Raw genomic sequence first — 26945 nt, 5'->3', positions numbered from 1 at the left:
AATGTTGCAACCTAAACGGACAAAATTTCGAAAAATGCATAAGGGTCGGAATCGTGGTCTTGCTGTTGGAACAGAAATTAATTTTGGATCTTATGGATTGAAGGCGATTGGACGAGGAAGATTGAAATCAAGTCAGATCGAAGCAGCTAGGCGTGCCATTTCTAGATCTATTAAGAGACAAGGAAAGATTTGGATTCGAATTTTTCCAGATAAACCTATTACTCAAAAACCGTTAGAAGTTAGAATGGGTAAAGGTAAGGGTAACGTTGAGTATTGGGTTGCTTTAGTTCAACCTGGTAAAATTTTGTATGAAATTGATGGCGTATCTGAAAATTTATCTAAGGAAGCTTTAAAGTTAGCTGCATCAAAGTTACCTGTAAAAACTATGTTTGTAACTAAGAGAATAATATGATGATTATAAAAAAAAAAACTGTCGAAGAGCTACGAGTAAATTTAATAGATTTGTTACGAGAACAATTTGGTCTTCGTTTACAATTTTCTTCTAAAAAATTACAAAAATCTCATTTGTTGCGATTGGTTCGTCGTAATATTGCTCGAGTTAAATATTTTTTAACTAACAAAGGAAAATAATACGGTGGGTAATAAGATTCGAACATTGTCCGGTTATGTTATTAGTAATAAAATGGAAAAATCTTTAGTTATTTCTATAGAGCGAATAATTAAACATCCCTTATATAAAAAGTTTATCCGACGTACAACAAAATTTCATGTTCATGATGAAAAAAACGAGTGTTCATTAGGAGATGTAGTAGAAATTCGTGAATGTCGCCCAATATCTAAAACAAAATCTTGGACTTTAGTTCGTATTGTTAAAAAGGCTGTTGTTCAATAGTAGATATTATTGACATTAACATGAATAGTATTTAAATATTCGCTATTCATGTTTGTTTTTTTAAATATTTTTTACATTTATATATTTTTTTACATAATAATTCATGTCTATAGGTTAGACATCCCAAATTTTATTGGATGTAATATGATTCAAGAACAGAGCGTATTAAACATAGCTGACAATTCTGGTGCTCGTTCTGCTATGTGTATTAAAGTTTTAGGTGGTTCGCGTCGGAGGTATGCAGGGATAGGAGATACTATTAAGGTTGCTATTAAAGAAGCTATACCTAGAGGAAAAGTAAAAAAAGGAGAAGTTTACAAAGCAGTTGTAGTAAGAACTAAAAAAGGAATAAGAAGAATTGATGGTTCTATTATTCGATTTGATACTAATTCTTGCGTTATATTAAATAATAATGATCAACCTATAGGAACAAGGATTTTTGGTCCAGTTACTCGTGAACTTAGAAATGAAAAGTTTATGAAAATTGTTTCATTAGCTTTAGAAGTTGTATAAAGAGAATTTGAAATTATGGCAGCTAAAATAAAAAAGAATGATCAAGTTATAATAATAACAGGAAAAGAAAAAGGTACAATTGGAATTGTTAAAAAAGTATTTCCTAATAAAAGAGTAATTATAGAAGGTGTAAATATAGTTAAAAAACATCAAAAGCCTGTTCCTTCACAAAATATAGTGGGAGGAATAATAAATAAAGAAGCTAGCATTCATGTTTCTAACGTAGCTATTTTAAATCCCCAAACAAAGAGATTAGATCGTATTGGGTTTAGAATAGAAAATAATAAAAAAGTCAGATTTTTCAAATCTAACAATGTTACTTTAAAGTAACGTGGAGCATTTCTGTGGTATGTTTTCAAGATTATTACAAAACTGAAATATTAAAAAAGCTTGTTGATAAATTTAACTATTCTTCTGTTATGCAAGTTCCTAATATTAAAAAGATTACTTTGAATATTGGTGTAGGGTTAGCTTCAGTAGATAAAAAACATCTTAACAATGCTATTTCTGATTTAACTAAAATTTCAGGTCAAAAACCATTAGTAACTAAAGCTCGAAAATCAATTTCTAGTTTTAAGATTCGAAAAGGATATCCAATTGGTTGCAAAGTTACTTTAAGAGGTAAGCGTAAATGGGACTTTTTAGAACGTTTAATTATGGTAGCAATACCTAGGATTCGTGATTTTCGTGGGTTATCTTTGAAATCTTTTGATGGAAGAGGAAATTATAGTATTGGAATTCGTGAACAAATTATTTTTCCTGAAATTGATTACGATAAAATTGATCGTATTCGAGGCATTAATATTACTATTACTACTACTGCAAAGTCTGATCGTGAAGGTCGTGAATTATTATCTGCTTTTAAATTTCCTTTTAGAAAATAAGGTAAAACCGTAAAATGGCCAAACAATGTATGAAAGCACGAGAAGTAAGACGTGTTAAATTAGCTAATAAATTTTTTTTGAAAAGAAATCGACTTAAAACTATTATATCAGATCGTACTTCTTCAGAAAAAGACCGTTGGGAAGCTATATTGAAATTACAGCAATTTCCACGTGATTCTAGTCCTATTCGTCAACGTAATCGATGTTTTCAAACTGGACGACCGCATGCTTTTTTAAGAAAATTCGGATTAAGTCGTATAAAGGTTAGAGAAGCGGCTATGAGAGGGGAAATACCAGGTTTGAAAAAAGCTAGTTGGTAAAACTTAAAACATATCTTTGGAGTGATGTATATGACTATTCAAGACCCTATATCAGACATGTTAACTAGGATTAGAAATAGTCAATCAGCTAACAAAATGTCAGTAGTTATGCCGTCTTCGAAACTAAAAGTAGCGATTAGTAAGGTTTTAAAACAAGAAGGATACATAAAAGATTATATTTTGAAAAGTTGTGCTTTTAAACCGGATTTAGAACTAATTTTGAAATATTTTAATGGTAAACCTGTAATTGAATATGTATTTAGAGTTAGTTCTCCTAGTTTACGAGTATATAACAAAAAACACAAATTATCTCAAGTTATGGCTGGTTTAGGGATAGCTATAATTTCTACTTCAAGAGGGGTTATGACTGATAAATCTGCGCGTCAAGCTGGTCTTGGTGGTGAAATTATTTGTCATGTAGCTTAAGTTGGAGAAGAATATGTCTCGTATAGCTAAGAAGTTAATTGTTGTTCCAGTTAATGTTCACATTACGTTAATTGGGCAAAAAATTATAGTTAAAAAAGAAAATAATGCTTTATGTTGTACTGTGAATAGTTGTGTATTGGTAACTTATGAAAATAACTGTTTATCGTTTAAAAGTAAGAGTTGCTCTTCTAAAGGATGGGCACAAGCTGGAACTTTGCGATCATTAGTGAATTCTATGATTATTGGTTTGACAGTAGGATTTTCTAAAAAGTTGCAATTGTTAGGTGTTGGTTTTAAAATTTCAACGATTGATTCGAAATTTGTTCATATGTCTTTAGGATATTCTCATTTAATTAAATATCTTATTCCAAAAGGTATTATTGTTGAGTGTTTATCTTCTGTCGAAGTTATTATTAAAGGTGCCGATAAACAGTTAGTTGGGCAAGTAGCAGCTAATATAAGATCATATAAAATTCCAGAATCTTATAAAGGGAAAGGAATTCGTTATAGCGATGAGATAGTCCGCATAAAAGAGGCTAAAAAGAAATAAAATGATAATTGCAATTAATAAAAAAAGTGCTCGTATGCGCAGAGCAGTAAAATTACGATGTAAATTAAAATCGTTTAAGTCTACTAGATTAGTTGTACATCGCACTTCTAGACATATATATGCACAAATTATTTCTTCTGATGGTTTTTCAGTATTGGTGGTAGCTTCTACTCTTGAAAAGAAATTATCACGTTTAGTTAAGTATACAGGAAATAAAGAAGCGGCTACTTTGGTTGGGACAGAAATTGCCAAAAGAGCTCTAAAAATAGGAGTTCAAAGTGTTTCTTTTGATCGCTCTGGTTTTCAATATCATGGTCGAATTCAAGCGTTAGCTGATGCAGCAAGAAAAGTAGGCTTAAACTTTTAAGGGAAAATAATGTAATGTCAATTTATTTGGATAAGAAAAGTAGTACAGATTTAAAAGAAAAATTAATTTCTGTAAATCGCGTTTCAAAGACAGTAAAAGGCGGACGAATTTTTTCTTTTACTGCTTTAACTGTTGTAGGAAATGGTAATGGAAGAGTTGGATTTGGATATGGAAAAGCTAGAGAAGTTCCTGCTGCCATTCAAAAAGCAATGGAAAAGGCGCGTCGAAACATGATTAATATTGTTTTGTATAAAAATACATTACAACATCCAATTTTTGAGTCATATACTGGTTCTAGTATATTTATGAAACCTGCTTCAGAAGGTACCGGAATTATCGCTGGTGGTGCAATGAGGTCAGTTTTAGAAGTAGCAGGAGTACATAATGTATTAGCTAAAGCTTATGGATCGACTAATCCTATAAATGTAGTTCGAGCAACTATAGTTGGATTAGAGAATATGAAATCTCCAGAAATGATAGCGGCTAAACGTAACAAGTCTATTCAAGATATTATGGTAAAGTAAAATGATTGAATATATTAGTATTACTCAAATAAAAAGTTCAATAGGAAGGTTACCTAAACATAAAGCAACTTTAACTGGATTAGGATTACGTTATATAGGTCACACAGTAAAGCGGGAAAATACACCTTCTATTCAAGGAATGATAAAAAAATTGTCTTACATGTTAAAGGTATTTTAAATAATATTACACTATAGAAGAATAAATACATGTATTTAAATAATATTTCTCCAGAAATTGGATCACGAAAGTTGTGCAAAAGAAAAGGTCGCGGAATTGGATCAGGTTTTGGAAAAACTTCAGGACGAGGACATAAAGGTCAAAAATCTCGCTCTGGTGGAAAAGTTAGTATAAGATTTGAAGGAGGACAAACTCCTCTTTATAGGCGAATTCCTAAAAATGGCTTTGTTCCTCTTGGTAATAAAAAAAAAATCGAGATTCGATTATCAGATCTGTTAAAATTTTCAAATGAAATTATTGATTTGAAGTTTTTGAAAAAGTGTAACTTTTTAAGTAAAAATGTCAAAAATGTTAAAGATGTTAAAATAATATTATCTGGAATAGTAACTGCTCCGTTAAATATTCGAGGTTTGTCTCTTACTAAAGGTGCATATAATGCAGTTAAAAATTTTGGTGGAAAAATTTGGAGTGATTAGAACGATATTATGATAAAAAAAAAATTAGGTGTAAATACTCAAAATAGTATCTCTAAATTTCTTGAATTAAAAAATAGGATTTTTTTTGTTATTTTTGCATTGATAATTTTTAGAATAGGATCATTCATTCCTATTCCTGGAATCGATACTGTAGTTTTATCAAATTTATTACAGAGTCAACAGGGAACTCTTGTAGAGATGTTTAACATATTTTCTGGAGGAGCGTTGAGTCGTGCATCAATTTTTGCATTAGGAATTATGCCATTTATATCGGCCTCAATCATTATTCAAATACTTACATTAATATATCCAAAATTCATTGAAATGAAGAAAGAAGGAGAATCAGGACGTAAAAAAATTAATACATATATACGCTACGCTACTTTAATACTTGCTATATTTCAATCTTTTGGAATTTCTATAAGTTTACCAAACATATCAGGATCGAATAGTTTAGTTTTTAATCCTAATATTTATTTTTATTGTATTTCTATTGTTAGCTTGGTAACAGGTACTATGTTTTTAATGTGGTTAGGCGAACTAATTACAGAAAAAGGTGTGGGAAATGGAATTTCAATAATAATATTTTCAGGAATTGTAGCTAGTTTACCTGATGCTATTGGACATACATTCGAAAAAGTTCGACAGGGTAGTTTGAGTTTTTTTTTGCTTTTATTAACTATAGTAATAATTTTTTTGGTTACGTTTTTTGTTGTGTTTATTGAAAGAAGCTATAGAAAAATTAACGTAAATTATGCAAAAGGTTATCATACTCGTCGTGCTTATTCAGAGCATAGTACACATCTTCCTTTAAAAATAAATATGGCAGGTGTTATTCCAGCAATTTTTGCATCTAGTATAATATTATTTCCAATTTCTATTGTTTCATGGTTTGGTGGAGGACACCATTGGAAATGGTTAACACAGGTTGCTTTTTATTTGCAGCCTAGTCAACCGTTATATATTTTTTTTTACACGATTACTATTGTTTTCTTTTGTTTTTTTTATACTGGGTTAGCTTTTAATCCTCGTGAAACTGCAGATAATTTAAAGAAATCAGGTGCTTTTGTTTCTGGAATTAGGCCTGGAATACAAACAGCTAAATATATTGATAAAATCATGCTAAGATTAACTTTAATAGGATCTATTTACATGATGTTCGTTTGTTTAATACCAGAAGTTATGCGTGTATTTATTGGAGTCCCATTTTATTTTGGGGGAACTTCATTATTGATTGTAGTTGTTGTTATTATGGATTTTATTTCTCAAATACAAACGTATATCATGTCTGCTCAATATGAATCTGTATTAAAAAAGGCTAATTTAAATCTTTAATATGATTAGTTTTAGTATTTATGTATTATAGGTAATAATTATGAAAGTTCGAACTTCAGTGAAAAAACTTTGCAGAAATTGTAAAATTATTCGTAGGAACAGTGTTATTCGTGTAATTTGTAGTATTGATCCCAAACATAAGCAGCGTCAAGGATAAATATTATAAAAAATTAATATAATTTATGAATATATTTTAACAATTAAATTTGTTATTAGAAATTTATAATACATTTAGATTAGTGTAGTATTCGAAATACGATACAATTATAGGGGTTTCATAGTGGCGCGTATTGCAGGAATTAATATTCCAGATAACAAACATGTGATTGTTGCATTAACAAGCATTTATGGAATAGGGAAAAAAAGATCTAAGCTCATTTGTGCTTTAACTAAAATTTCAGAGAACGTTAAGATAAAGAGTTTAAATGAAGATGAAATAGAACTATTAAGAATCGAAGTATCGAAATTTGTAGTTGAAGGTGATCTTAGAAGAGAAGTAAATTTAAATATAAAACGGTTGATAGATCTCGGTTGTTATCGTGGTTTGCGTCATCGAAAAAACCTTCCAGTTCGGGGGCAAAGAACAAAAACTAATGCTCGAACTAGGAAAGGGCGTCGAAAGTTGGTAAAAAAGTAGGACTATTATATGGTTAAAAAAGATTCAATTCGTGTTAAAAAACGTATTAAAAAACAGATATTAGATGGTGTAGCTCATATTCATGCTTCTTTTAACAATACTATTGTAGCTATCAGTGATAGACAAGGAAATGTTTTAGGATGGGCTACTGCAGGAGGTTCTGGATTTCGAGGATCGAGAAAATCTACTCCGTTTGCAGCACAAGTAGCTGCTGAACGTTGTTCAGAATTGGTAAAGGAGTATGGCATTAAAAATTTAGAAGTAATGGTAAAAGGTCCTGGACCAGGAAGAGAATCAACTATTAGAGCTTTGAATGCTGCTGGTTTTCGAATTACCAATATTACTGATGTTACTCCTATTCCACATAATGGTTGTCGTCCACCTAAAAGACGTCGGGTATAATTTTTCTTAGATTAGGAGATAGAAAGTGGCAAAGTATTTAGGACCGAAATTAAAATTATCCCGTCGAGAAGGAACAGATTTATTTTTAAAATCTGGGATTCGAGCAATAGAATCTAAATGTAAATTGGAACAATTTCCAGGTCAACATGGTTCTAAAAAATCACGTGTTTCAGATTATGGTATGCAATTGCGAGAAAAGCAAAAAGTTCGTCGTTTGTATGGAATTTTAGAATCACAATTTCATAACTATTATAAACGTGCTGTAAGATTAAAAGGTAACACAGGGGAAAATTTATTAATTCTTTTAGAATGTCGTTTAGATAACGTAGTGTATAGAATGGGGTTTGGCGCTACAAGATATGAAGCACGTCAGTTGGTAAGTCATAAATCTATTTTAGTGAATAATAATATAGTAAATATTCCATCTTATCAAGTTTCTCTTAGAGACATTATTAGCATTTGTAAAAAATCACACAAACAAACTCGTATCAAGGCAGCTTTAGAATTGTCAGAACAGCGTGAAAAGCCCTCTTGGATAGAGATTAATACGTCTAAAATGGAAGGTATATTTAAGAAGGTTCCTGATCGTTCTGACTTGTCTTCGGAAATCAATGAACATTTAATTATCGAGTTTTACTCTAAATGAGATGCTGTTTTGTAAAGGAGATGGCATGCAAAATTTTATAAATGGGTTTTTGAAACCGAGGTTAGTAGACGTTAAGCATATTAGTGTTACGCATACTGAAATTACTATTGAGCCATTAGAGCGTGGTTTTGGACATACTTTAGGTAATGCTTTGCGTAGAATTTTGTTATCTTCTATGCCAGGTTGTGCAGTAACAGAAGTGGAAATTGAAGGAGTACTTCATGAGTATAGTACTAAAGAGGGAATAAAAGAAGATATTATCGAAATTTTGCTAAATTTAAAAGGATTAGCAGTAAAATTATACGGAAAAAATCAAATTGTTTTAACTTTAAAAAAATCAGGTATAGGGGCAGTAACAGCATCAGATATTGAACATAATAGCGATGTTGAAATTATTAATCCTAATCATATAATTTGTCACTTAACTTATGACAATGTTTCTATAATAATGAGAATTAAAATAGAAAAAGGGAGAGGTTATGTAACTGCTGCTTCTAGGATGGGAATAATAGATAGAGAACATTCTATAGGAAAATTGTTAGTAGATGCATGCTATAGTCCAATTGAAAGAATTGTATATAATGTAGAAGCTGCTAGGGTTGCACAGAGAACTGATTTAGATAAGTTAATTATAGAAATGGAAACGAATGGTACTATCGATCCTGAAGAAGCTATTCGTCGTGCCGCTACAATTTTATCAAATCAGTTAGAAGCGTTTGTAGATTTAAAAGATGTGCGTGAACCAGAAATTCAAGAAAAAAAACCTGAATTTGATCCAGTTTTATTGCGGTCAGTAGATGATTTAGAATTAACAGTACGGTCTGCAAATTGTTTAAAAACAGAATCAATACATTATATTGGAGATTTAGTTCAAAAAACTGAAGTAGAATTGCTTAAAACACCTAATTTAGGGAAAAAATCTTTAACTGAGATTAAGGATGTTTTAGCAGCACGGAGTTTGTCTTTAGGTATGCGTTTAGACAATTGGCCTCCTATAAGTATTTTAGACGATTAATAAAAGTCATATATCGGATTGTATATAGAAAGGTTAAGTGCTAATGAGACATAGAAAAATTGGTAGAAAGTTTAATAGAAATCGTTCTCATGTTAAAGCTATGTTAAATAATATGGCATGTGCATTGTTAAATTATGAAGTTATAAAGACAACAGTAATTAAAGCAAAAGAATTGCGCCGTATAGTAGAACCTTTAATAACGCGATCTAAAATAAGTTCTATTGCTAATAGGCGTTTAATTTTTTCTAAAATTAGAAATAATAATATAGTATTTAAGTTGTTTAACGATTTAGGTCCACATTTTTTAAATAGATTAGGTGGTTATACTCGAATATTGAAATGTGGCTATCGATGCGGTGATAAAGCACCTATGGCATATATTCAATTGATAGATAGATTAAAAGACAAAAATCGAGATATGTCTAAAAAAATAAAATAATTAAATAAAATATGTTTTATATAATATATTTGTTTATATTGGAATTAAAATTTTGTCTTTTGAATAACAAACGGCATTACATGCCGTTCTGTTTTTTTTGCATATGAAATTCTTTATATCTGTTAATATTACATGTATTTTTTGGAAGACGAGTGTTAATTAAAAGTTTTATTATTCGAAAATAGTTATATTAATTTTTTTATTTTTATGAGAAGTTCTAAAATATTGGGTAATCTTATATATGCGGTATATCTGTTTTTTAAAGAGTTAATTCATTTTTTAAAATTTAGCTTTATGTTAAATAATGATTAAACTAATTGCACTCTTGGAATTAAAAATTTTTTTTTAAAATTTTTTAAATTGTGTGCATGCATTATTGTTTTTCCGGGAAGTTGTAACTTTATGATATTAAGTACATTTCTTTTAGTTTGTATCTGTAACCCATTTTTATTAATTAATATTATTTCTCCTTCTTTGTATATGTTGTTATGATATTGCATAATAACATTAGCTTTCCAAACTCTAATTAGTTTGTTATCTATTTTAAAAAAGCTTATTGGCCATGGATTAAAAGCTCGTATGCATCTTTCTAGAATAATTGCATCTTTTGACCAATTTAGTTGTGCATCCTGTTTTTTTATTTTACTAGAATAAGTTATTAGTTTGCTTTGTGAAACATAATGATCATAACTTAATGATAGCATTTTTAGTGCTAGCAGTGTTGTTTTATAACTTATAATACTAAGTTTATCTTGTAAACTTGCACTAGTATCAGTATTTTTAATTTTGCAAGATGAGGAACATAATATTTTTCCAGTATCAACACCTTTTTCCATCTTTATAATACTTATACCTGTTATTGAATCTCCGTATAGAATTGCGGATTGTATTGGAGTTGCTCCTCTCCATCTAGGTAATAAAGATGCATGTACATTAATACACCCTAATGGAAACATGTTTAGTATGTTTTCTGGAAGGATTAATCCATATGAAACTACTATCATTAAATCGGCATGAAGTTCATATAATTGGGTATGTAATTGTGTTATGTTTTCAATTTCTGGTTGAAAAATAGGTATTTTATGTTTTTTAGCAATTTTTTTTACAGGAGATTCTAGTATTAATTTTCCTCTTCCAGAAGGTTTGTCTGTTTTCGTAAGAACTCCAACAATTTTGTATTTGGCACGAATTATTTGTATTAAATGCTTAGCAGAAAAATCAGGTGTTCCTGCAAAAATAATTTTTAGTAGTTTTGAATGTTTCATTCTTGTTTTAGAATAGTAGTTTTAAAAGTTTTTAGAATACTTTTGGTAAAATATTACTGTTTAGATCTTTTTTGTAATCTATTAGCAATTTTCCAATTAAGTGATCGATTTCGTGTTGTATGCAAATTGCTAAAAGAGAACTGGCTTGTATTTTAATTTTTTCTCCAAAGTAATTTAGAGCAGTTACAACAATATCAGATGATCTAGGTATTAATGCTTTGTAATTTGAAATAGACAAACATCCTTCTTGTATACTTATTTTCCCGCTAGTTTTTACAATTTTAGGATTTATTAATGTCATTGGGTTTTTTAGTTCTGGAATATTATTAATTACTATAATTTGTAAATGAACGTTAACTTGAGTAGCAGCTAATCCGATTCCATCTTCAGAATGCATAGTTTCAAACATATTGTTAACGATTTTTTGCACTGATTTAGTTACCTTTTCAATAGGTTTAGCAACGATTCGAAGACGGTCATCTGGATACTTTAGTATTTTCAGTATAGACATATAACTTTTGAAATTTATATTTAAATTGAGGACGATATTTTATTATAAACATTTTTTTTTTGATTAATAGTTAAAGATAGAATCTTTGTTTATTCATATTTTTGGAAATGGATAGAAAATATAATATAATTAAAATGAAATTTTAGAATAATTTATACGAGTTTTTTAAATTTTATTTTAATTATATCATGTAAAAAATAGTTTTGAATTTTGGAACGCAAAATGGAGATAAATAGTGCATCATTATTTAAATGTGTTAATGTATTAAGAAATAACGATATTATTGCTTATCCAACAGAGTCAGTATTTGGACTTGGTTGCAATCCTCATAATAAAAACGCAATAATGAAATTGTTAAATTTGAAGAAAAGAATTCAGAGTAAAGGATTGATATTAGTAGCATCTCATTACAATCAAGTTAAATCGTATATTTCTGAACGAGATTTATCTTTTCAAAATAAAAGTATATTACTGAAAACTTATTTAGTTCCTATTACTTTTTTAGTACCTGCAAAATCTTGTGTACCATTTTGGTTAACTGGAAAATCAAAATTTTTAGCAATTAGAATTAGTTCTCATTTTTTTATAAAAAAACTATGTAATGAATTTGGAACAGCTATAGTATCTACAAGTGCTAATTACTCTGGTTCTAAACCATGCAAAACTCATGCGGAAGTTATAAAAAATTTTGGAAAAAATATTCCAATATTTCATGGAAAATTAGGGAATAGTCAGAATCCTTCTAAGATTATAAATCTTATTAGTGGAGAATTAATACGTGACTCTTAAAAAACATTTGAACGAATTTTCAGTTTTTGGAAATCCTATTAATCACACTAAATCTCCTTATATTCATCAATTGTTTTCTATCCAAACTAATATTGTTCATAACTATGATTATACATTTGTACCTATAAATAAGTTTCATACATGTGTCATTAACTTTTTTTCGAGTATAGGAATTGGGGCTAACGTCACTATTCCATTTAAGGAAGAAGCATTTTTGATTTCGGATACATTAACTAAACATGCTCAATTTTCAAGGTCGGTCAATACTTTAAAAAAATTAAAAAATGGGAAAATTATAGGAGATAATACAGATGGAAGAGGAATTTTGTATGATTTAAGGCGTTTAAAATTTATAAAATCTTGTGACAATGTTTTGGTAATAGGTTCTGGAGGTGCTGCTCGTGGAATAATTTTTTCACTATTATCTTATGGTTGCAATATTTTTGTTTTTAATAGAACTATTGATAGAGCTAAAAAATTAGTTAGTTATTTCAAAAAATTTGGTTCTATTTTTCATATTTTAGATATAGATTATAAAAATATAAAATTTAATGTAGTAATTAACACTATTGCTAATATAAAATCCAACAATTTTTGGAATACTATTGCATCTTTAATAAAAAAAAATGTTTATTGTTACGATATTAATTATTCTGAAAAAAATAATTATACTACTTTTCTTTCGTGGTGTAAAAAACAAGGTGCGTTATTTTTATCTGACGGTATTGGTATGTTAGTCAGTCAGGCTGCTTATTCTTTTTTATTTTGGCATGGTATTTTTCCTAAAATTGAACCAGTTATTTTAAGATTTCGATAGTTTTTTGTTTAAATTTTTATTTTTAAAATGATTGTTGTAAAGTTAAAAATTTTTAAAAAACTCTTGACTCTTTTATTGTGTTATGTAACATAGATATTATATATAATTCGAAGTATTATAAAAAATAAATTTTTATTTAAAATTTCTATTGAATTGTATTGCCAATTTTGTCCCCTTCGTCTAGAGGACTAGGACATCGCCCTTTCACGGCGGTAACAGGGGTTCAAATCCCCTAGGGGACAAGTTTTAAAATATTACAATTTATTTGTATACTATATTATATTAATGTGTTATTCTTTGTTTTATTTGTTAAACACTTACGAATATAAGTATATTAAATTTGTAATTGAGTTCTTTAAAAATTCGGAAGCAAAAAATATTTTATTGAATTATAAAATAAACATCTGTGGGTTGTAAGGTTAAGCATAAAAGCGTATATGGTGAATGCCTTGGCAGCCAGAGGCGAAGAAGGACGTGCTAATCTGCGAAAAGTATCGGTAAGTTGATATGACACGTTATAGCCGATAATATCCGAATGGGGAAACCCGATACCTATTCAAAATAGGTATCATTGTTAATTGAATTCATAGATTAACAAAGCGAACCGAGAGAATTGAAACATCTTAGTATCTCGAGGAAAAGAAATCAAACGAGATTCCCTAAGTAGTGGCGAGCGAAAGGGGAACAGCCTAGAACAAAATTACATTTTAGTTTTTAGTGGAAAAATTTGGAAAAGTTTACAATAAAAGGTGATAGTCCTGTACACGAAAATTACTAATTTTGTAAGTTCGAAAAGTAGGGCGGGACACGAGAAATCCTGTCTGAATATGGGGGGACCATCCTCTAAGGCTAAATACTACTGACTGACCGATAGTGAACTAGTACCGTGAGGGAAAGGCGAAAAGAACCCCGGTTAGGGGAGTGAAATAGAACCTGAAACCGTATACGTACAAGCAGTAGGAGCCTGTTTTTTAGGTGACTGCGTACCTTTTGTATAATGGGTCAGCGACTTGTATTCTGTAGCAAGGTTAACCGATTTTAAAGTAGGGGAGCCGTAGGGAAACCGAGTCTGAAATGGGCGATTTTTAGTTTCAGGATACAGACCCGAAACCCGGTGATCTAGCCACGGACAGGTTGAAGGTTAGGTAAAACTAACTGGAGGACCGAACCGACTGATGTTGAAAAATCAGCGGATGATCTATGGTTAGGGGTGAAAGGCCAATCAAACCGGGAGATAGCTGGTTCTCCCCGAAAGCTATTTAGGTAGCGCCTCGTGAATTCATCTTCGGGGGTAGAGCACTGTTTCGGTTAGGGAGCCATCCTGGTTTACCAATCCGATGCAAACTCCGAATACCGTAGAATGTTATCACGGGAGACACACAGCGGGTGCTAACGTTCGTTGTGGAGAGGGAAACAACCCAGACCGCCAGCTAAGGTCCCAAAGTCATAGTTAAGTGGGAAACGATGTGGGAAGGCATAAACAGCCAGGATGTTGGCTTAGAAGCAGCCATCATTTAAAGAAAGCGTAATAGCTCACTGGTCGAGTCAGCCTGCGCGGAAGATGTAACGGGGCTAAATTATGCACCGAAGCTGCGGCAATGAATCTTAAAAGTTTTATTGGGTAGGGGAGCGTTCTGTAAGCCGATGAAGATTTACTGTAAAGTATTTTGGAGGTATCAGAAGTGCGAATGCTGACATGAGTAACGATAAAATAGGTAAAAAACCTATTCGCCGAAATACCAAGGTTTCCTGTCCAACGGTAATCGAGGCAGGGTAAGCCGACCCCTAAGGCGAGGCCGATAGGCGTAGTCGATGGACAACAGGTTAATATTCCTGTGCTTAATGTTATTGTGAAGGGGGGACGAAGTAGGTTAAGTTAGCTAGGCGACGGTTGTCCTAGTTTAAGCGTGTAGGTATAAAAATTTGGCAAATCCGGTTTTTTTTAATCTGAGGCGTGATGACGAACTGTTTTTAAAACAATGAAGTAACTGATACCAAACTTCCAAGAAAAGCCTCTAAACTATAGATAATGTTAAATCGTACCCCAAACCGACACAGGTGGTTAAGTAGAGCATACTAAGGCGTTGAGAGAACTCGGGTGAAGGAACTAGGCAAAATAGTGCCGTAACTTCGGGAAAAGGCACACTGGTATTAGGTTAATAGAATTTACTTTTATAAGCTGAAACCAGTCTAAGATAACAGCTGGCTGCAACTGTTTATTAAAAACACAGCACTGTGCAAACACGAAAGTGGAAGTATACGGTGTGACGCCTGCCCGGTGCCGGAAGGTTAATCGAAGGAGTCAAGGGAAACCTAAAGCTCTAGACTGAAGCCCCGGTAAACGGCGGCCGTAACTATAACGGTCCTAAGGTAGCGAAATTCCTTGTCGGGTAAGTTCCGACCTGCACGAATGGCGTAATGATGGCCAGACTGTCTCCACCCGAGACTCAGTGAAATTGAAATTGCTGTGAAGATGCAGTGTACCCGCGGCAAGACGGAAAGACCCCGTGAACCTTTACTATAGCTTGACATTGAACATTGATTTTTAATGTGTAGGATAGGTGGGAAACTATGAACCTTTTACGCTAGTTTAAGGGGAGTTGACCTTGAAATACCACCCTTTAATAGTTAATTTTCTAATCTAGTACCGTTATCCGGTATGGAAACAGTGTCTGGTGGGTAGTTTGACTGGGGCGGTCTCCTCCCAAAGAGTAACGGAGGAGTACAAAGATTGGCTAATTACGGTTGGAAATCGTAAGGTTAGTGCAAAGGCATAAGCCAGTTTAACTGTGAGCGTGATAACGCGAACAGATGCGAAAGCAGGTCTTAGTGATCCGGTGGTTTCTGTATGGAAAGGCCATCGCTCAACAAATAAAAGGTACTCCGGGGATAACAGGCTGATACCGCCCAAGAGTTCATATCGACGGCGGTGTTTGGCACCTCGATGTCGGCTCATCACATCCTGGGGCTGAAGCAGGTCCCAAGGGTATGGCTGTTCGCCATTTAAAGTGGTACGCGAGCTGGGTTTAGAACGTCGTGAGACAGTTCGGTCCCTATCTGCCGTGGGCGTAGGAAGATTGAGGAGATCTACTTCTAGTACGAGAGGACCGAGGTGGACGCATCACTGGTGTTCGGGTTGTCATGCCAATGGCATTGCCCGGTAGCTAAATGCGGAAAAGATAAGCGCTGAAAGCATATAAGCACGAAACTTACTCCAAGATTAGTCTTCCCTGAAACATGTTAATGTTTACTGAAGGGACGTTGAAGACTACGACGTTGATAGGCTAGATGTGTAAGTGTAGTAATACGTTGAGCTAACTAGTACTAATGACCCGAGAGGCTTAATCTTACAACACCAGAGATGTTTAAATAATTATTCAATAAACAATTTTTTCAATCCGATTTTGATTATTTAAATACCAATATATTCAAATATTTAAAAAGCCTGGTAAAAATAGTGTTATGGTACCACCTGAAACCATGTCGAACTCAGAAGTGAAACATTTCAACGCCGATGGTAGTACGAGGTTTCCTCGTGTGAGAGTAGGACATTTCCAGGCTGAAAAATCCGAATCGTTTCGGATTTTTTTTTATATAAAAATAATTGCAATTTTATGTATAATGTTTAATTTTTATTTAAAAACATTAATCTTAAAAAACACTTTTTAAAAGTGTAAATTAATATTTATTCTATTTTTGATCTAAGATTTGTATTTGTTGTTAATACTGTTTTATTGAAGTTTATAATAAAATAATCAATAATCGTTGTACTAGCTTGTTATTTAAGTTTAGTGTATATTTTCATGTGAAGGTAATATAGATGTCTAAGATTAAAGGTAATGTGAAATGGTTTAATGAATCTAAAGGGTTTGGTTTCATTACTCCTGAAGATGGAAGCAAAGATGTTTTTGTTCATTTTTCAGCTATCCAAAGCAACGGGTTCAAAACCTTGTCCGAGGGTCAAAGTGTTGAATTCGAAATTACCGAAGGAGCAAAAGGTCCATCAGCGGCTAATGTTACTAGTTTATAATATTTACTAAAATACTTATAAATATTTTAAATTTTGTAATGCAGCTAATTGCTGCATTACAAATTTTTGTATGTTAAGGTTAGCTAATTTGTTTGTTTTCTTTATTTTTTATATTTGAGTAAATTTTTATGAGAAAAATATATTGTACTATAATTGTATTTATAATACCATTCGGACTATATTAATATTATTAAGTTCGTGATATAAACTTTCGATTTGTTTAAAATTGTTTGCACAAATGGTAATAGAAATAGATAGGTAATTACCTTTATTGCTAGATTTTATTTGAGGAATATAATCTCCTGGCAATTTGCATTGAATAACTTTTATTATTCGATCAATGAGTTCAGGTTGTGCTAGTCCAATAACTTTATAAGTAAATAAACAAGGAAATTTTAACATTTTTTCAAGTTTATTTTTCATGTTTGTTCCTATGTTTATATTTTTGAAATTAAACTGCATGTATTTTATGCAGCGAGTAATATTTTTAAAAATTAAATAATAGATAGTTTGAATTTTTGTATTTTTTCACTGATGATTTAATATTTTTGAAAATTAATTAAATATTTTAGTTTATTAATAAATGTTCGTTGAAAATGTATGTAATATGTTTAATAATTTTATGTATTTAATAATACGTTTATGTTTTTTAAATTTTAGTTTTTTATTATAAAAAATATAAATTAGTACTTATATTATGTATATAGACATTTAAATAAACAAATTATATTTTTAAATATTATTAGTTTTTTAGAATTTAAAAAAAATTTGTGTCTAGTAATTTAAAAAAAATTAAATGTTTTACAAAATCGTATTAGAGTATAAATAAAAACTTTTATACAATTTTTACATTATGAAAAGTTAGTGTGCTTAGTATAAAAATATTAATTACTTTTTTTACAATTAACATATTTTAAAAGATAATTATGCTAAATATTTTTAATTCTTTTACAAGAAAACGCGAAATTTTAAAAATAAATTCAGATAAAATGATTAAAATGTACGTATGTGGGGCTACCGTTTATGATTTTTGTCATATAGGTCATGGTCGAACGTTTATATTTTTTGATGTAGTATCTCGCTATTTACGTCATTGTAATTACAAATTAAAATATGTTAGAAATATTACAGATGTTGATGATAAAATTATTTCTAGGTCTGTTGAAAATAATGAAAATATCTCGGATTTATCTAACAGAATGATTTATCAAATGAATCAAGATTTTCTTAAATTGAATATTGATATTCCAGATTATGAGCCACGTGTTACAGAAAACATAAGTTGTATTATTAAATTTATAGCAAATTTGTTAGAAAATAAATTTGCATACATATCGGGAAATGGAGATGTAAAGTTTTCTATCGATCGATTTCCAAGTTATGGAGAATTGTCTCAGCGACGTGTTGAACAGTTTAATATTAGTAAAACTGCATTTAAAAGCAATAGTGAACGAAATCCTTTAGATTTTGTATTATGGAAACTTAAAGCGAAAGATAACAAATATAGTTGGACTTCTCCTTGGGGAAGAGGACGACCTGGATGGCATATTGAGTGTTCATCGATGAGTACTTCTATTTTGAATGACAGAATAGATATTCATGGTGGTGGAAAAGATCTATTATTTCCTCATCATGAAAATGAATTAGCACAGTCTACTTGTATTAATCGAAAATTTCAAGTACACCATTGGATGCATACTGAACTAGTCATTATTAATAATAAGAAAATGTCTAAATCTTTAGGAAATGCTTTACTTCTAAAAGATCTTTTAATGAATTATGACTCAGAGAGTATTCGACTTTTTTTATTGTCCACTCATTATCGTCATCCTTTGTATTTTTGTGAGTCTGGTCTAAGAAGATCTGAAATATTGTTAAGAAAATTATATTTCTCTTTGAGAAACGTTAATTTAACTTTGTTAGACGAATCTGGAAATAGTCATTTTAAATTGGATTTTTATAAAGCTTTAGATAACGATTTTAACATTCCAATAGCTTTGTCTATTTTATTTAGAATATCTCGTGAAATAAATATTTTAAAATCCAAATATAGTTTTAAAAATAGTAAAATTATAGAATTAGCATTTTTATTAAGAGAATTAGGTAGTATTTTAGGAATATTATTTCATGATCCAGAATTTTTTTTTCAAAAAAATGATCAGCCATTTTCAAATGAAGTTAAAAATATTAATTATTTTATACAAAAACGAAATAGTGCACGCCGTCAAAAGCAATGGGTTAAAGCAGATAAAATACGAAATTATTTATTAGGTTTAGGTATTATTTTAGAAGATTCTAAAAATAATACTTTTTGGAGAAAACTGAGATGATATTTTTTAAAATAGAAAATTAATACTTTTTAAAAAAAAATTGAATATTATAATTTAGTTATGTTCTATACAAGATTTTAGTGTATTTTTTAGTAACATTACTATAGTCATAGGTCCTACTCCTCCTGGTACAGGAGTTATATATGATGCATTTAAAATTGCTGATTTAAAATCTACATCTCCTACAACAGTTCCATTTTGTAATCTGTTAATTCCTACATCAATAACTATAGCTCCTGGTTTAATCCATTTTCCTTTCAAAAAGTTTTTTTTTCCTATTGCAATTACTACTAGATCTGCTTGTTTGACAAAATATTTAATATTTTTTGTAAATCTATGAGTTATTGTAGTCGTGCATCCAGAGAGTAATAGTTCTAGATTCATTGGTCTTCCAACTGTATTAGAAGCTCCTATTATAACAGCATGTAAACCTTTTATTTTAATATTGTAATGTTTAAGTATAGTAATAATTCCTAATGGAGTACATGGTCGCAATTTTGGGTATTGTTGACATAAACATCCTATATTGTATGGATGTAGCCCGTCTACATCTTTTTTAGGACTAATACTATGTAATATTTTTTTTGTATCAATATGATCAGGAATAGGTAATTGTACTAATATCCCATCAATATTTGCATCTTTGTTAAGAATATGAATAAGATTGGTTATTTTGTTTTCTTGAACATTTTTTGGAAATAACCAAACTTTTGAAATGAAACCTACTTTATTACAAGCTATTTGTTTATTTTTAACGTAAATTTTTGATGCGATATTGTCGCCAATTAATATTACTGCTAGTCCTGGAGGTCTCTTTCCTAGTTTTGATCTATCGTAAACTACTTTTTGAATTTTAGATTGTATTTCTTCAGAAATTTTTTTTCCATTTAGAATTTTTGTAAGCATTAAATTAACTCGATTGAAGTTTTTTTTATTAAAAATATATTTATAAATTTGGCAAAAAAGATTTTTTTAATACATGCAATGATATATACTATTCTAGTATTAAATTATTCTGTAGTAAATATTTTTTATTTATAAAAAATATTTACTATTTGTAAGTTCATAATTTTGAATTTTATAAAATTAAATTTACTAAATTGCGCTCTTAGCTCAGTTGGATAGAGCAACGGCCTTCTAAGCCGTAGGTCATAGGTTCGAATCCTATAGAGCGCATAAAAAGTTATACATAAAAATGAAAAGCTATTTAAAATTGTGTTATATATTGCTTTTTAAAATTCTAAAAATGTTTTTACGAATACTGTTTATATCCTTACTTCCATCTATAGTATGATATTCAAAATTTTTAGTTTTTGTGTATTTTTTAAAATATTTTATAAGAGGAATTGTGAACTTTTCATATTCTATTAATCTTTTTTTGATTGTTTTTTTATTGTCATCAGTTCTTTTACTTAAAATATTATTTATTGAACACTTTTCATTTTTTAGATGGTATATTTTTCCTGAAGTAAGGTCTATTCTTCTTCCTTGAATTCTTTCAAAAATAATTTCTTTTGGTATTTCGAATTCAAAAATATAATTGATAATTATTTTTTCTTGTTCGATCATTTGGGCTTGAGTAATTGTTCTAGGAAATCCATCAAGTATAAATCCTAGTTTGCAGTCGGATTTAGAAATTCTGTTTCGAACTAATTGAATGACTATTTCATCTGAAATTAATTTTCCATTGCGCATGAAATGTTGTATTTTTTGATTTAAAAGGGAATCACTATTGGCTATTTTTCTTAATATTTCTCCGGTAGATATTTTTGGAAGGTGATATTGATTTTCAATAAATTGAGCTTGTGTTCCTTTCCCTGATCCTGGTGCTCCAAGCAAGACAATGCGCATGATTTTTTATACCTATAAATTTCAGATTATTACATTTTTTAAAATTATAACAAATATATTAAATTTTTTATGTTTTTACATTTTAATTACAGTGTATTAAAAATTTGTTAATTCTATTTATAAATTTGTTAGGATCGTCTAAAGTATTTTTCTCGACAAGTAATGATTGTTCAAATAATATTTTTACCCAATTTTTAAATTTTTTGCTGTTAGTTTCGGTGCTTATTTTCTTTATGAGTTCATGATTTGGATTAATTTCAAAAATATATTTTATTTCAGGAATTGATTGTCCTGCAGAAGAGAATAATTTTGCCATTTGTGTAGTCATATCGTTAGAATCTGTAGTAACTATAGCAGGTGTTTGCGTTAGTTTATGAGTAAATCGAACATCTTTTATTTTATCTTTTAATATTTCTTTAACTTTGTTTAATAATAATTTCACATTTTCATTTATGTTTTTTTCTTGATCTTGAACATTATTATTTAATTTTTCGATAGATTTATCATATTTGCTTACTGATTGAAAAGATTTGCCTTTAAAATCAGTCATGTAGTTCATCATCCATTCGTCTATTTTATCGGTTAGCAATAATACATCAATATTTTTTTGTTTAAAAAATTCTAAATGAGGACTATTTATAGCAGAAGCATAACTATCTGTTGTAATATAATAGATTTTTTCTTGTTTTTTTTGCATATTGTCGATGTAGTTTTGTAATGATATTAAATTTTCTGATAAGGTAGTCTTTATTGAACGAAATCGTAAAAGGTTAGAAATAATTATTTTATTTTCAGGATCTTCAGCAGGACCTTCTTTTAATATTAAACCAAATTGAGACCAGAATAATTGATAAGACTCAGTATTTTTAGAGAGATTTTCTAATAATTTTAAGATACGTTTGGTGAGTGCTTTTTTTAAAGTTTTTACTAATTCATTTTCTTGTAATATTTCCCGAGAAACGTTTAATGGTAAATTGTTTGAATCGATAATTCCTTTTACAAATCTAAGATAGTTTGGCAGAAATTGTTCTGCATTATCCATGATGTATATTCGTTTTACATACAATTTGAGACCATGTTTATTTTCTCTATTCCATATATCCCAAGCGGATTTGGAAGGGATAAATAATAGAATTGTATATTCTTGAACTCCTTCGACTTTGTTATGAGTCCATGTAATAGGATCATTTGAATCATTTGTTAGTTTCTTATAAAAATTTTTATAATCATCATCTTTAATTTTAGATTTTTCTAAAGTCCATAGTGCTTGAGCTTGGTTAATTTGTTCCCATATGCTCGTTTTTGTTTTTTCATCATATGTATATATTTCTATTGGAATTGCAACATGATTAGAATATTTGTTAACAATTCTTTTTATATTCCATGATTCTAAGAAATTCTGTGCTTCTGATTTTAAGTATAAAGTTATTTTTGTTCCTCTATTTTTTTTAAAAATTTTTTTAACTTGATATTTTCCTTTTCCTTCAGATTCCCAAAGGACTCCTTCATTTTTATCTAATCCTCCAAATCTGCTTTTTACTAATACTTTTTTAGAAACTATAAATACTGAGTAAAATCCGACTCCAAACTGCCCAATTAAGGAGTTTTTTTCTTGAGTAGTTTTATTATAAGTTTGGAGAAATTCTTTTGTTCCAGATTTTGCTATTGTCCCTAAATTGTTAATAATTTCTTTATGTGTCATTCCTATTCCGTTATCACTGATAATTAAAGTATTGTTATCTTTATTTATACGTATTCTTATACATAAATTGGTATTGTTTTCGTATAATTCAGGTGATGATATTGTTTGAAACTTTAATTTGTCAATAGCATCTGAAGCATTAGAAACAAGTTCTCTTAAAAATATTTCTTTATTAGAATATAATGAATGAATCATCAAATGTAGTATTTCATTTGTTTCTGATTGAAATTCATATGTTTCCATTATATTAGTATTCATAAAGATTCCTTTTAACAAAAGTTTAGATGAAATGTTTTTTTTATTATTATAGTATTCATTTTACAATTTAGAATGTTATTTTTAGAATTAACATAATATCTCAAATAGAACGTATTTTCTAAAAGGATGTATCCAATTCTCTATTGAATGGAATTTCTGACGAAATAGAGGACATCTTTTTTTTGCGCAATTCTGACATTTTGCGAATTGCGTCATTAAAAGCTGCTACTATAAGATCTTCTAAGATTATTTTTTCGTTTTTTACAATTAACGTTGAATCTATTTCAATTTTTTTACAATTATTTGTGCCGATTAATGTCACTTTTACAATTCCAGCTCCAGATTCTCCAGTGACTTCTATACTAGATACCTCTTTACGTATTCTTTGCATTTTTTCTTGTATTTCTTGCGCTTGTTGCATTAAATTGTTTAATCCATTATTTGAGAACATTTTTTTTTGTTTCCTTCCACAATTATATTTAAGAAAATGGTATATTTTTTATTTACATCGTATTAATCTTAAATAGTTTTTAATTTTAAACTAACTTGTTTGATACTATTCTTAAAATTTTTATATGTTTTAAACGTTTTAATTATATTATTTTTGTTAATTATAAATTATATATTTTAAGAATTTTATTCTTAATTTATATATGTTTTATAGGATCTATATCAAGATGTAGCGCGCGTAGTATAGTCATTTCTACACCGATTTGAAAATTAGGAGCTATGCTTAATTCTTTTTGTCCTATTAGTAAAGTATGATAATATAGTTGAATGTCAGCATATTTTGATATTCTAGAGATTTTATATATTTGTTCATTATTGTTTGTATCTTTAAAGAATAAGTAATTTTGATCTATTTTTGGAAATGAAATTAACATAGATATTTGATACAATAATTTAAGCATTTCTATTAGTATGTTTTCCCAATTTATGTTAATTTTTCTTATATGTTCTAAAATTGATAAAATTTCTTTAAAATCTTTTCTTAATAGTGCTATAGTAATTTTTAATATTTTTTTATTATCTAATTTTCCTAACATATTATATACATTTTTAGTAGAAACTATTCCATTTCCTATAGAAATTGCTTGTTCTGTTAAGTTTAATGCGTCTCTTAAACTCCCTTCGGATTCTATAGATAGTAGATTTATCGCTTCTTGTTCAAAAAGTATATTTTCTTTAGAAAGTATAAATTTAACTCGTTCTGATATTTCAAATATACTTATAGGTTTTAATTGAAAATGCAAACAACGAGATAAAATAGTTTTAGGAACTTTCTCTAAATTTGTAGTAGCTAGAACAAACTTAATATGCTTTGGTGGTTCTTCGATAGTTTTTAAAAGATAATTAAAACTATTTTTTGAAAGCATATGGACTTCATCTATTAAATAAATTTTAAATTTCCCTTTTACAGGCGAATAATGAATATTATCTAGTAATTCTTTCATATCTTCTACTTTAGTTCGAGAAGCTGCATCTATTTCATACAAGTCAATGAATGTTCCTTTTTCTATTTCTTTACAGTTTGAGCATATTCTGCATGGAATGTATGAAATTCCTATCTGACAATTTAAACTTTTAGCAAGTAATCGAGCAATTGTCGTTTTTCCTGTTCCTCTCATACCATATAATAACCATGAATGATGTATACGTCCTAATTTTAATCCATTTTTTATAGCAGAGATAACGTTATTTTGTCCAACGATACTTTTAAAATATTTAGGACGCCATTTATTAGCTAAAATTTGATAGTTCATTATAATGAAAATTATAAAGAATTGATTAAGCATGTTAACATAAATAATAATTATAAAAAAGTTTTTGAATTTAGGTAGTGTTTTAAAATTTTATCAGTAGCTATGTTATGTTAAAATTTTACGAAAAAAAATTGCAATTAATAAAAATTGTATGTATAGTTAATATTAGAATTCTCTGTTAGTGTTTTAATGCTGTAATCTTAAAAAACTGGTCAGGATCGGAAGATAGCAGCCATATTAAGTAATTCAGGTATTATAATTTTACTAACAGAGGTTCTTTTTTTAATATTAATGTTATTTTAAAATAGTTTTAGTGTGTACTATAATTTTTATATAGTTTCCAGTAATGTTCTTTTTTGCTTATTAAATAGTTATGAGTACCTATTTCTACTATTTTACCTTTATAAAATACTAATATTTTATCTGCATTTTGTATTGTAGATAATCTATGGGCGATGACTATTAGTGTAGTTTTTAATTTTATAGAAGAGAGTATTTTTTGAATTTTATTTTCTGTTGCTAAATCTATGTTAGAAGTAGCTTCATCCAATATTAGTATTTTTGGGTTATGTGCTAAAATTCTAGCAATAGATAATAATTGTTTTTGTCCTATAGATAACGTATTTCCGTGTTCTCCTAGAAATTCATTTAATCCTTTTGGGAAAGATTGAACTAAATCAATAAGATGTACTTTTTTTAAGATTTTCCAAATTTTTTCTTCAGAAATTTTTTTTCCTAAAGTAATGTTTTCGAAAATAGAATCGTCTAATATAATTGGATCTTGTTGAACAATTGATATACCATTTCTTAAAACAGTTTTATCCAATGTGTTTATGTCTCTTTTATCTAGATAAATATGTCCATTTTTAACAGGATAATGTCCCATTAAAACTTGTGCTAAAGTACTTTTTCCGCTTCCTGTATATCCCACTAATGCTATGAACTGTTTTGAAGAAATGTATAGATTTATATTTTTTAATACATTATTATTATTTTTTTTGTAACAGAAGTTAAGATTTTTAATGCGTATTTCTCCTGTTTTTAAATCGTTATTATCTTTTCCATAATTTTGTTTTTTAGAATCTATTATTTTAAATATTCTTTCTCCTGCTACAATAGATTGTTGTAAAATAGATTGTTGAGAAGCAATAGTAATTAGTGGTTCATTAAGTCTTCCCAAATATGTTATAAATGCATATAATGTTCCAATTTCAAAGAATCCTGAAGGGTAAAATCCAAATAATAGTATTAATTCACACAATATTATAGATGAAAATAAACTAAGTAATGGTCTTAATAATATTCCATCTAGTTTAAGTATTTTCATACGATTTAAATAGTGTAATTCGCTGTTTTTTTTTATAGACTTTCTAAATTGTTCTTCTAATCCAAATTGTTGAATTACACTTATTCCATTAATAATTTCATTAAAAATATTGTATGTTCTAGTTGTATATAATCGGATTTTTTCTAACATAGGTTTACTATAATATTGATATAACAACATTATTATACATACTAATGGGAAAATAGTTATTGCTATGCTAGCCATTCTCCATTCTAATGCAAACATTGCTATCAAAGTAACACTAATTAATATAATACTTCGTAATAATGTAGCAATGAAAGTTTCATAAAGTTCTTTAATAATTTCTGTATCGTTAGTGACACATGAAATTAATTGTCCAATAGGTTTTTCATTGAATTGGTTCATAGGAAGTTCTAATGTTGATGACATTACGTTGAATCGCAATTTTTCAATAATGTTTATAGATATTTTGTTAAAAATCATATCTTGGAGATAGTTAAATAATGTTGATATAATTTGAAGAGAGATATATATAGTTGTTATAAAAAATATAACAGAAATGTGTATGTAACGTTTAGATAAACTAGTATGTATAAAATAGCTAATTAATATAGGACCTAATACTTCAAATATTGATGCTACTATTAAGTAAAAAAATCCTAATAGAAAATATTTTTTAAAATTTTTTCCATAATATAATAAACGCTTTAATATAGGCCAAAAATTTTTAAAATTTTTCATTTCATAATTTTTCC

Annotated in this window: 33 protein-coding genes, 2 tRNA genes, 2 rRNA genes and 1 other RNA gene; 29 read left to right on the top strand and 9 right to left on the bottom strand. The window is 28.9% G+C overall.

Going from position 1 to position 26945, the window contains the following annotated elements; genetic code table 11:
• Nucleotide 1 precedes the first annotated feature (1 nt).
• The 20 genes from rplP to rplQ all read left to right on the top strand — a co-directional run bounded on the left by rplP (nt 2) and on the right by rplQ (nt 9565).
• Nucleotides 2–412 carry a 50S ribosomal protein L16 gene (gene rplP / locus XW81_RS02380; RefSeq protein WP_075474343.1) on the top strand — a complete coding sequence of 137 codons (411 nt, stop codon included), beginning with the start codon at nt 2–4 and terminating at the stop codon, nt 410–412.
• A complete protein-coding gene (gene rpmC / locus XW81_RS02375; RefSeq protein WP_075474342.1) occupies nt 409–591 on the top strand; it encodes a 50S ribosomal protein L29 in 183 nt (60 codons plus the stop codon). Before rplP ends, rpmC begins: the two co-directional genes overlap by 4 nt.
• A 4-nt stretch (nt 592–595) precedes the next feature.
• On the top strand, nt 596–853 hold the full coding sequence (rpsQ, locus tag XW81_RS02370; protein WP_075474341.1) for a 30S ribosomal protein S17: 258 nt from the start codon (nt 596–598) through the stop codon (nt 851–853).
• 144 nt (nt 854–997) lie between these two features.
• Nucleotides 998–1366, top strand: coding sequence for a 50S ribosomal protein L14 (gene rplN, locus XW81_RS02365; protein WP_075474340.1), 369 nt, complete (start codon nt 998–1000; stop codon nt 1364–1366).
• 15 nt (nt 1367–1381) lie between these two features.
• Entirely contained in the window at nt 1382–1696 is a 315-nt protein-coding gene (rplX, locus tag XW81_RS02360) for a 50S ribosomal protein L24 (RefSeq protein ID WP_075474339.1), read from the top strand.
• 14 nt (nt 1697–1710) lie between these two features.
• Nucleotides 1711–2250, top strand: a complete 540-nt coding sequence (gene rplE / locus XW81_RS02355) for a 50S ribosomal protein L5 (RefSeq protein WP_075474338.1) — start codon at nt 1711–1713, stop codon at nt 2248–2250.
• A 14-nt stretch (nt 2251–2264) separates the two neighbouring features.
• Nucleotides 2265–2570, top strand: coding sequence for a 30S ribosomal protein S14 (gene rpsN, locus XW81_RS02350; protein ID WP_075474337.1), 306 nt, complete (start codon nt 2265–2267; stop codon nt 2568–2570).
• Between the two features lie 30 nt (nt 2571–2600).
• On the top strand, nt 2601–2996 hold the full coding sequence (gene rpsH, locus XW81_RS02345; protein ID WP_075474336.1) for a 30S ribosomal protein S8: 396 nt from the start codon (nt 2601–2603) through the stop codon (nt 2994–2996).
• Nucleotides 2997–3009: 13 nt separating this feature from the next.
• Nucleotides 3010–3546, top strand: a complete 537-nt coding sequence (rplF, locus tag XW81_RS02340) for a 50S ribosomal protein L6 (protein ID WP_075474335.1) — start codon at nt 3010–3012, stop codon at nt 3544–3546.
• A 13-nt stretch (nt 3547–3559) separates the two neighbouring features.
• Entirely contained in the window at nt 3560–3913 is a 354-nt protein-coding gene (gene rplR, locus XW81_RS02335; protein ID WP_075474439.1) for a 50S ribosomal protein L18, read from the top strand.
• Nucleotides 3914–3927: 14 nt separating this feature from the next.
• The gene (gene rpsE, locus XW81_RS02330) at nt 3928–4437 is read left to right on the top strand and encodes a 30S ribosomal protein S5 (RefSeq protein WP_075474334.1); all 510 of its coding nucleotides are present in this window, start codon (nt 3928–3930) and stop codon (nt 4435–4437) included.
• A gap of 1 nt (nt 4438) precedes the next feature.
• On the top strand, nt 4439–4615 hold the full coding sequence (gene rpmD, locus XW81_RS02325) for a 50S ribosomal protein L30 (RefSeq protein ID WP_075474333.1): 177 nt from the start codon (nt 4439–4441) through the stop codon (nt 4613–4615).
• A 29-nt stretch (nt 4616–4644) separates the two neighbouring features.
• The gene (rplO, locus tag XW81_RS02320) at nt 4645–5091 is read left to right on the top strand and encodes a 50S ribosomal protein L15 (RefSeq protein WP_075474332.1); all 447 of its coding nucleotides are present in this window, start codon (nt 4645–4647) and stop codon (nt 5089–5091) included.
• Between the two features lie 9 nt (nt 5092–5100).
• Nucleotides 5101–6426 carry a preprotein translocase subunit SecY gene (gene secY, locus XW81_RS02315; protein WP_416377902.1) on the top strand — a complete coding sequence of 442 codons (1326 nt, stop codon included), beginning with the start codon at nt 5101–5103 and terminating at the stop codon, nt 6424–6426.
• A 40-nt stretch (nt 6427–6466) separates the two neighbouring features.
• Nucleotides 6467–6583 carry a 50S ribosomal protein L36 gene (gene rpmJ, locus XW81_RS02310; RefSeq protein ID WP_075474331.1) on the top strand — a complete coding sequence of 39 codons (117 nt, stop codon included), beginning with the start codon at nt 6467–6469 and terminating at the stop codon, nt 6581–6583.
• Between the two features lie 123 nt (nt 6584–6706).
• On the top strand, nt 6707–7063 hold the full coding sequence (gene rpsM, locus XW81_RS02305; RefSeq protein ID WP_075474330.1) for a 30S ribosomal protein S13: 357 nt from the start codon (nt 6707–6709) through the stop codon (nt 7061–7063).
• A 9-nt stretch (nt 7064–7072) separates the two neighbouring features.
• Entirely contained in the window at nt 7073–7465 is a 393-nt protein-coding gene (gene rpsK, locus XW81_RS02300) for a 30S ribosomal protein S11 (RefSeq protein WP_075474329.1), read from the top strand.
• Between the two features lie 25 nt (nt 7466–7490).
• The gene (gene rpsD, locus XW81_RS02295; RefSeq protein WP_075474328.1) at nt 7491–8111 is read left to right on the top strand and encodes a 30S ribosomal protein S4; all 621 of its coding nucleotides are present in this window, start codon (nt 7491–7493) and stop codon (nt 8109–8111) included.
• 25 nt (nt 8112–8136) lie between these two features.
• Nucleotides 8137–9126: a DNA-directed RNA polymerase subunit alpha gene (locus tag XW81_RS02290; RefSeq protein WP_075474327.1), complete on the top strand. Its 990-nt coding sequence runs from the start codon at nt 8137–8139 to the stop codon at nt 9124–9126.
• Between the two features lie 43 nt (nt 9127–9169).
• A complete protein-coding gene (gene rplQ / locus XW81_RS02285) occupies nt 9170–9565 on the top strand; it encodes a 50S ribosomal protein L17 (RefSeq protein WP_075474326.1) in 396 nt (131 codons plus the stop codon).
• A 308-nt stretch (nt 9566–9873) separates the two neighbouring features.
• On the opposite strand, the gene fmt is transcribed toward rplQ, so the two are convergent.
• Both fmt and def read right to left on the bottom strand, forming a co-directional pair.
• Nucleotides 9874–10830 (bottom strand): methionyl-tRNA formyltransferase, encoded by a 957-nt coding sequence (fmt, locus tag XW81_RS02280; protein WP_075474325.1) that lies wholly within the window; start codon nt 10828–10830, stop codon nt 9874–9876.
• Between the two features lie 31 nt (nt 10831–10861).
• Nucleotides 10862–11341, bottom strand: a complete 480-nt coding sequence (def, locus tag XW81_RS02275) for a peptide deformylase (RefSeq protein WP_075474324.1) — start codon at nt 11339–11341, stop codon at nt 10862–10864.
• A gap of 222 nt (nt 11342–11563) precedes the next feature.
• Between def and XW81_RS02270 the strand changes: the two genes are divergently transcribed.
• The 6 genes from XW81_RS02270 to cspE all read left to right on the top strand — a co-directional run bounded on the left by XW81_RS02270 (nt 11564) and on the right by cspE (nt 16977).
• On the top strand, nt 11564–12130 hold the full coding sequence (locus tag XW81_RS02270) for a Sua5/YciO/YrdC/YwlC family protein (RefSeq protein WP_075474323.1): 567 nt from the start codon (nt 11564–11566) through the stop codon (nt 12128–12130).
• Nucleotides 12120–12947: a shikimate dehydrogenase gene (aroE, locus tag XW81_RS02265; protein ID WP_228860879.1), complete on the top strand. Its 828-nt coding sequence runs from the start codon at nt 12120–12122 to the stop codon at nt 12945–12947. The genes XW81_RS02270 and aroE overlap by 11 nt, the downstream gene beginning before the upstream one ends.
• A 169-nt stretch (nt 12948–13116) precedes the next feature.
• Nucleotides 13117–13189, top strand: a tRNA-Glu gene (locus tag XW81_RS02260).
• A gap of 175 nt (nt 13190–13364) precedes the next feature.
• Nucleotides 13365–16296, top strand: a 23S ribosomal RNA gene (locus XW81_RS02255).
• A 95-nt stretch (nt 16297–16391) separates the two neighbouring features.
• Nucleotides 16392–16507 (top strand): 5S ribosomal RNA (gene rrf, locus XW81_RS02250).
• 260 nt (nt 16508–16767) lie between these two features.
• Nucleotides 16768–16977: a transcription antiterminator/RNA stability regulator CspE gene (cspE, locus tag XW81_RS02245; RefSeq protein WP_075474322.1), complete on the top strand. Its 210-nt coding sequence runs from the start codon at nt 16768–16770 to the stop codon at nt 16975–16977.
• A 159-nt stretch (nt 16978–17136) separates the two neighbouring features.
• Here cspE and ybeD read toward each other — a convergent pair whose 3' ends face one another.
• A complete protein-coding gene (gene ybeD / locus XW81_RS02240) occupies nt 17137–17400 on the bottom strand; it encodes a DUF493 family protein YbeD (protein ID WP_075474321.1) in 264 nt (87 codons plus the stop codon).
• Between the two features lie 503 nt (nt 17401–17903).
• On the opposite strand from ybeD, the gene cysS reads away from it, so the two are divergent.
• The gene (gene cysS, locus XW81_RS02235) at nt 17904–19307 is read left to right on the top strand and encodes a cysteine--tRNA ligase (protein ID WP_075474320.1); all 1404 of its coding nucleotides are present in this window, start codon (nt 17904–17906) and stop codon (nt 19305–19307) included.
• 54 nt (nt 19308–19361) lie between these two features.
• Here the strand turns inward: cysS and folD are convergent, their stop codons facing one another.
• On the bottom strand, nt 19362–20213 hold the full coding sequence (gene folD, locus XW81_RS02230; RefSeq protein WP_075474319.1) for a bifunctional methylenetetrahydrofolate dehydrogenase/methenyltetrahydrofolate cyclohydrolase FolD: 852 nt from the start codon (nt 20211–20213) through the stop codon (nt 19362–19364).
• A gap of 196 nt (nt 20214–20409) precedes the next feature.
• On the opposite strand from folD, the gene XW81_RS02225 reads away from it, so the two are divergent.
• Nucleotides 20410–20483, top strand: a tRNA-Arg gene (locus XW81_RS02225).
• Nucleotides 20484–20525: 42 nt separating this feature from the next.
• On the opposite strand, the gene XW81_RS02220 is transcribed toward XW81_RS02225, so the two are convergent.
• The 4 genes from XW81_RS02220 to dnaX form a co-directional block, all read right to left on the bottom strand.
• On the bottom strand, nt 20526–21158 hold the full coding sequence (locus XW81_RS02220; protein WP_075474318.1) for an adenylate kinase family protein: 633 nt from the start codon (nt 21156–21158) through the stop codon (nt 20526–20528).
• A gap of 82 nt (nt 21159–21240) precedes the next feature.
• On the bottom strand, nt 21241–23118 hold the full coding sequence (htpG, locus tag XW81_RS02215; protein WP_075474317.1) for a molecular chaperone HtpG: 1878 nt from the start codon (nt 23116–23118) through the stop codon (nt 21241–21243).
• A gap of 118 nt (nt 23119–23236) precedes the next feature.
• The gene (locus tag XW81_RS02210) at nt 23237–23569 is read right to left on the bottom strand and encodes a YbaB/EbfC family nucleoid-associated protein (protein ID WP_075474316.1); all 333 of its coding nucleotides are present in this window, start codon (nt 23567–23569) and stop codon (nt 23237–23239) included.
• A gap of 196 nt (nt 23570–23765) precedes the next feature.
• A complete protein-coding gene (gene dnaX / locus XW81_RS02205; protein WP_075474315.1) occupies nt 23766–24881 on the bottom strand; it encodes a DNA polymerase III subunit gamma/tau in 1116 nt (371 codons plus the stop codon).
• A 176-nt stretch (nt 24882–25057) separates the two neighbouring features.
• Between dnaX and ffs the strand changes: the two genes are divergently transcribed.
• Nucleotides 25058–25154: signal recognition particle sRNA small type (gene ffs / locus XW81_RS02200), an RNA gene on the top strand.
• Between the two features lie 37 nt (nt 25155–25191).
• Here ffs and XW81_RS02195 read toward each other — a convergent pair.
• Nucleotides 25192–26931 carry a SmdB family multidrug efflux ABC transporter permease/ATP-binding protein gene (locus XW81_RS02195; protein ID WP_075474314.1) on the bottom strand — a complete coding sequence of 580 codons (1740 nt, stop codon included), beginning with the start codon at nt 26929–26931 and terminating at the stop codon, nt 25192–25194.
• Between the last annotated feature and the right edge of the window lie 14 nt (nt 26932–26945).

The organism is Buchnera aphidicola (Schlechtendalia chinensis) (assembly GCF_001648115.1).
GTDB lineage: Bacteria > Pseudomonadota > Gammaproteobacteria > Enterobacterales > Enterobacteriaceae > Buchnera_B > Buchnera_B aphidicola_N.
The sequence above is the reverse complement of the archived record's forward strand: the minus strand, read 5'-3'. Positions and strand labels throughout refer to the sequence as shown.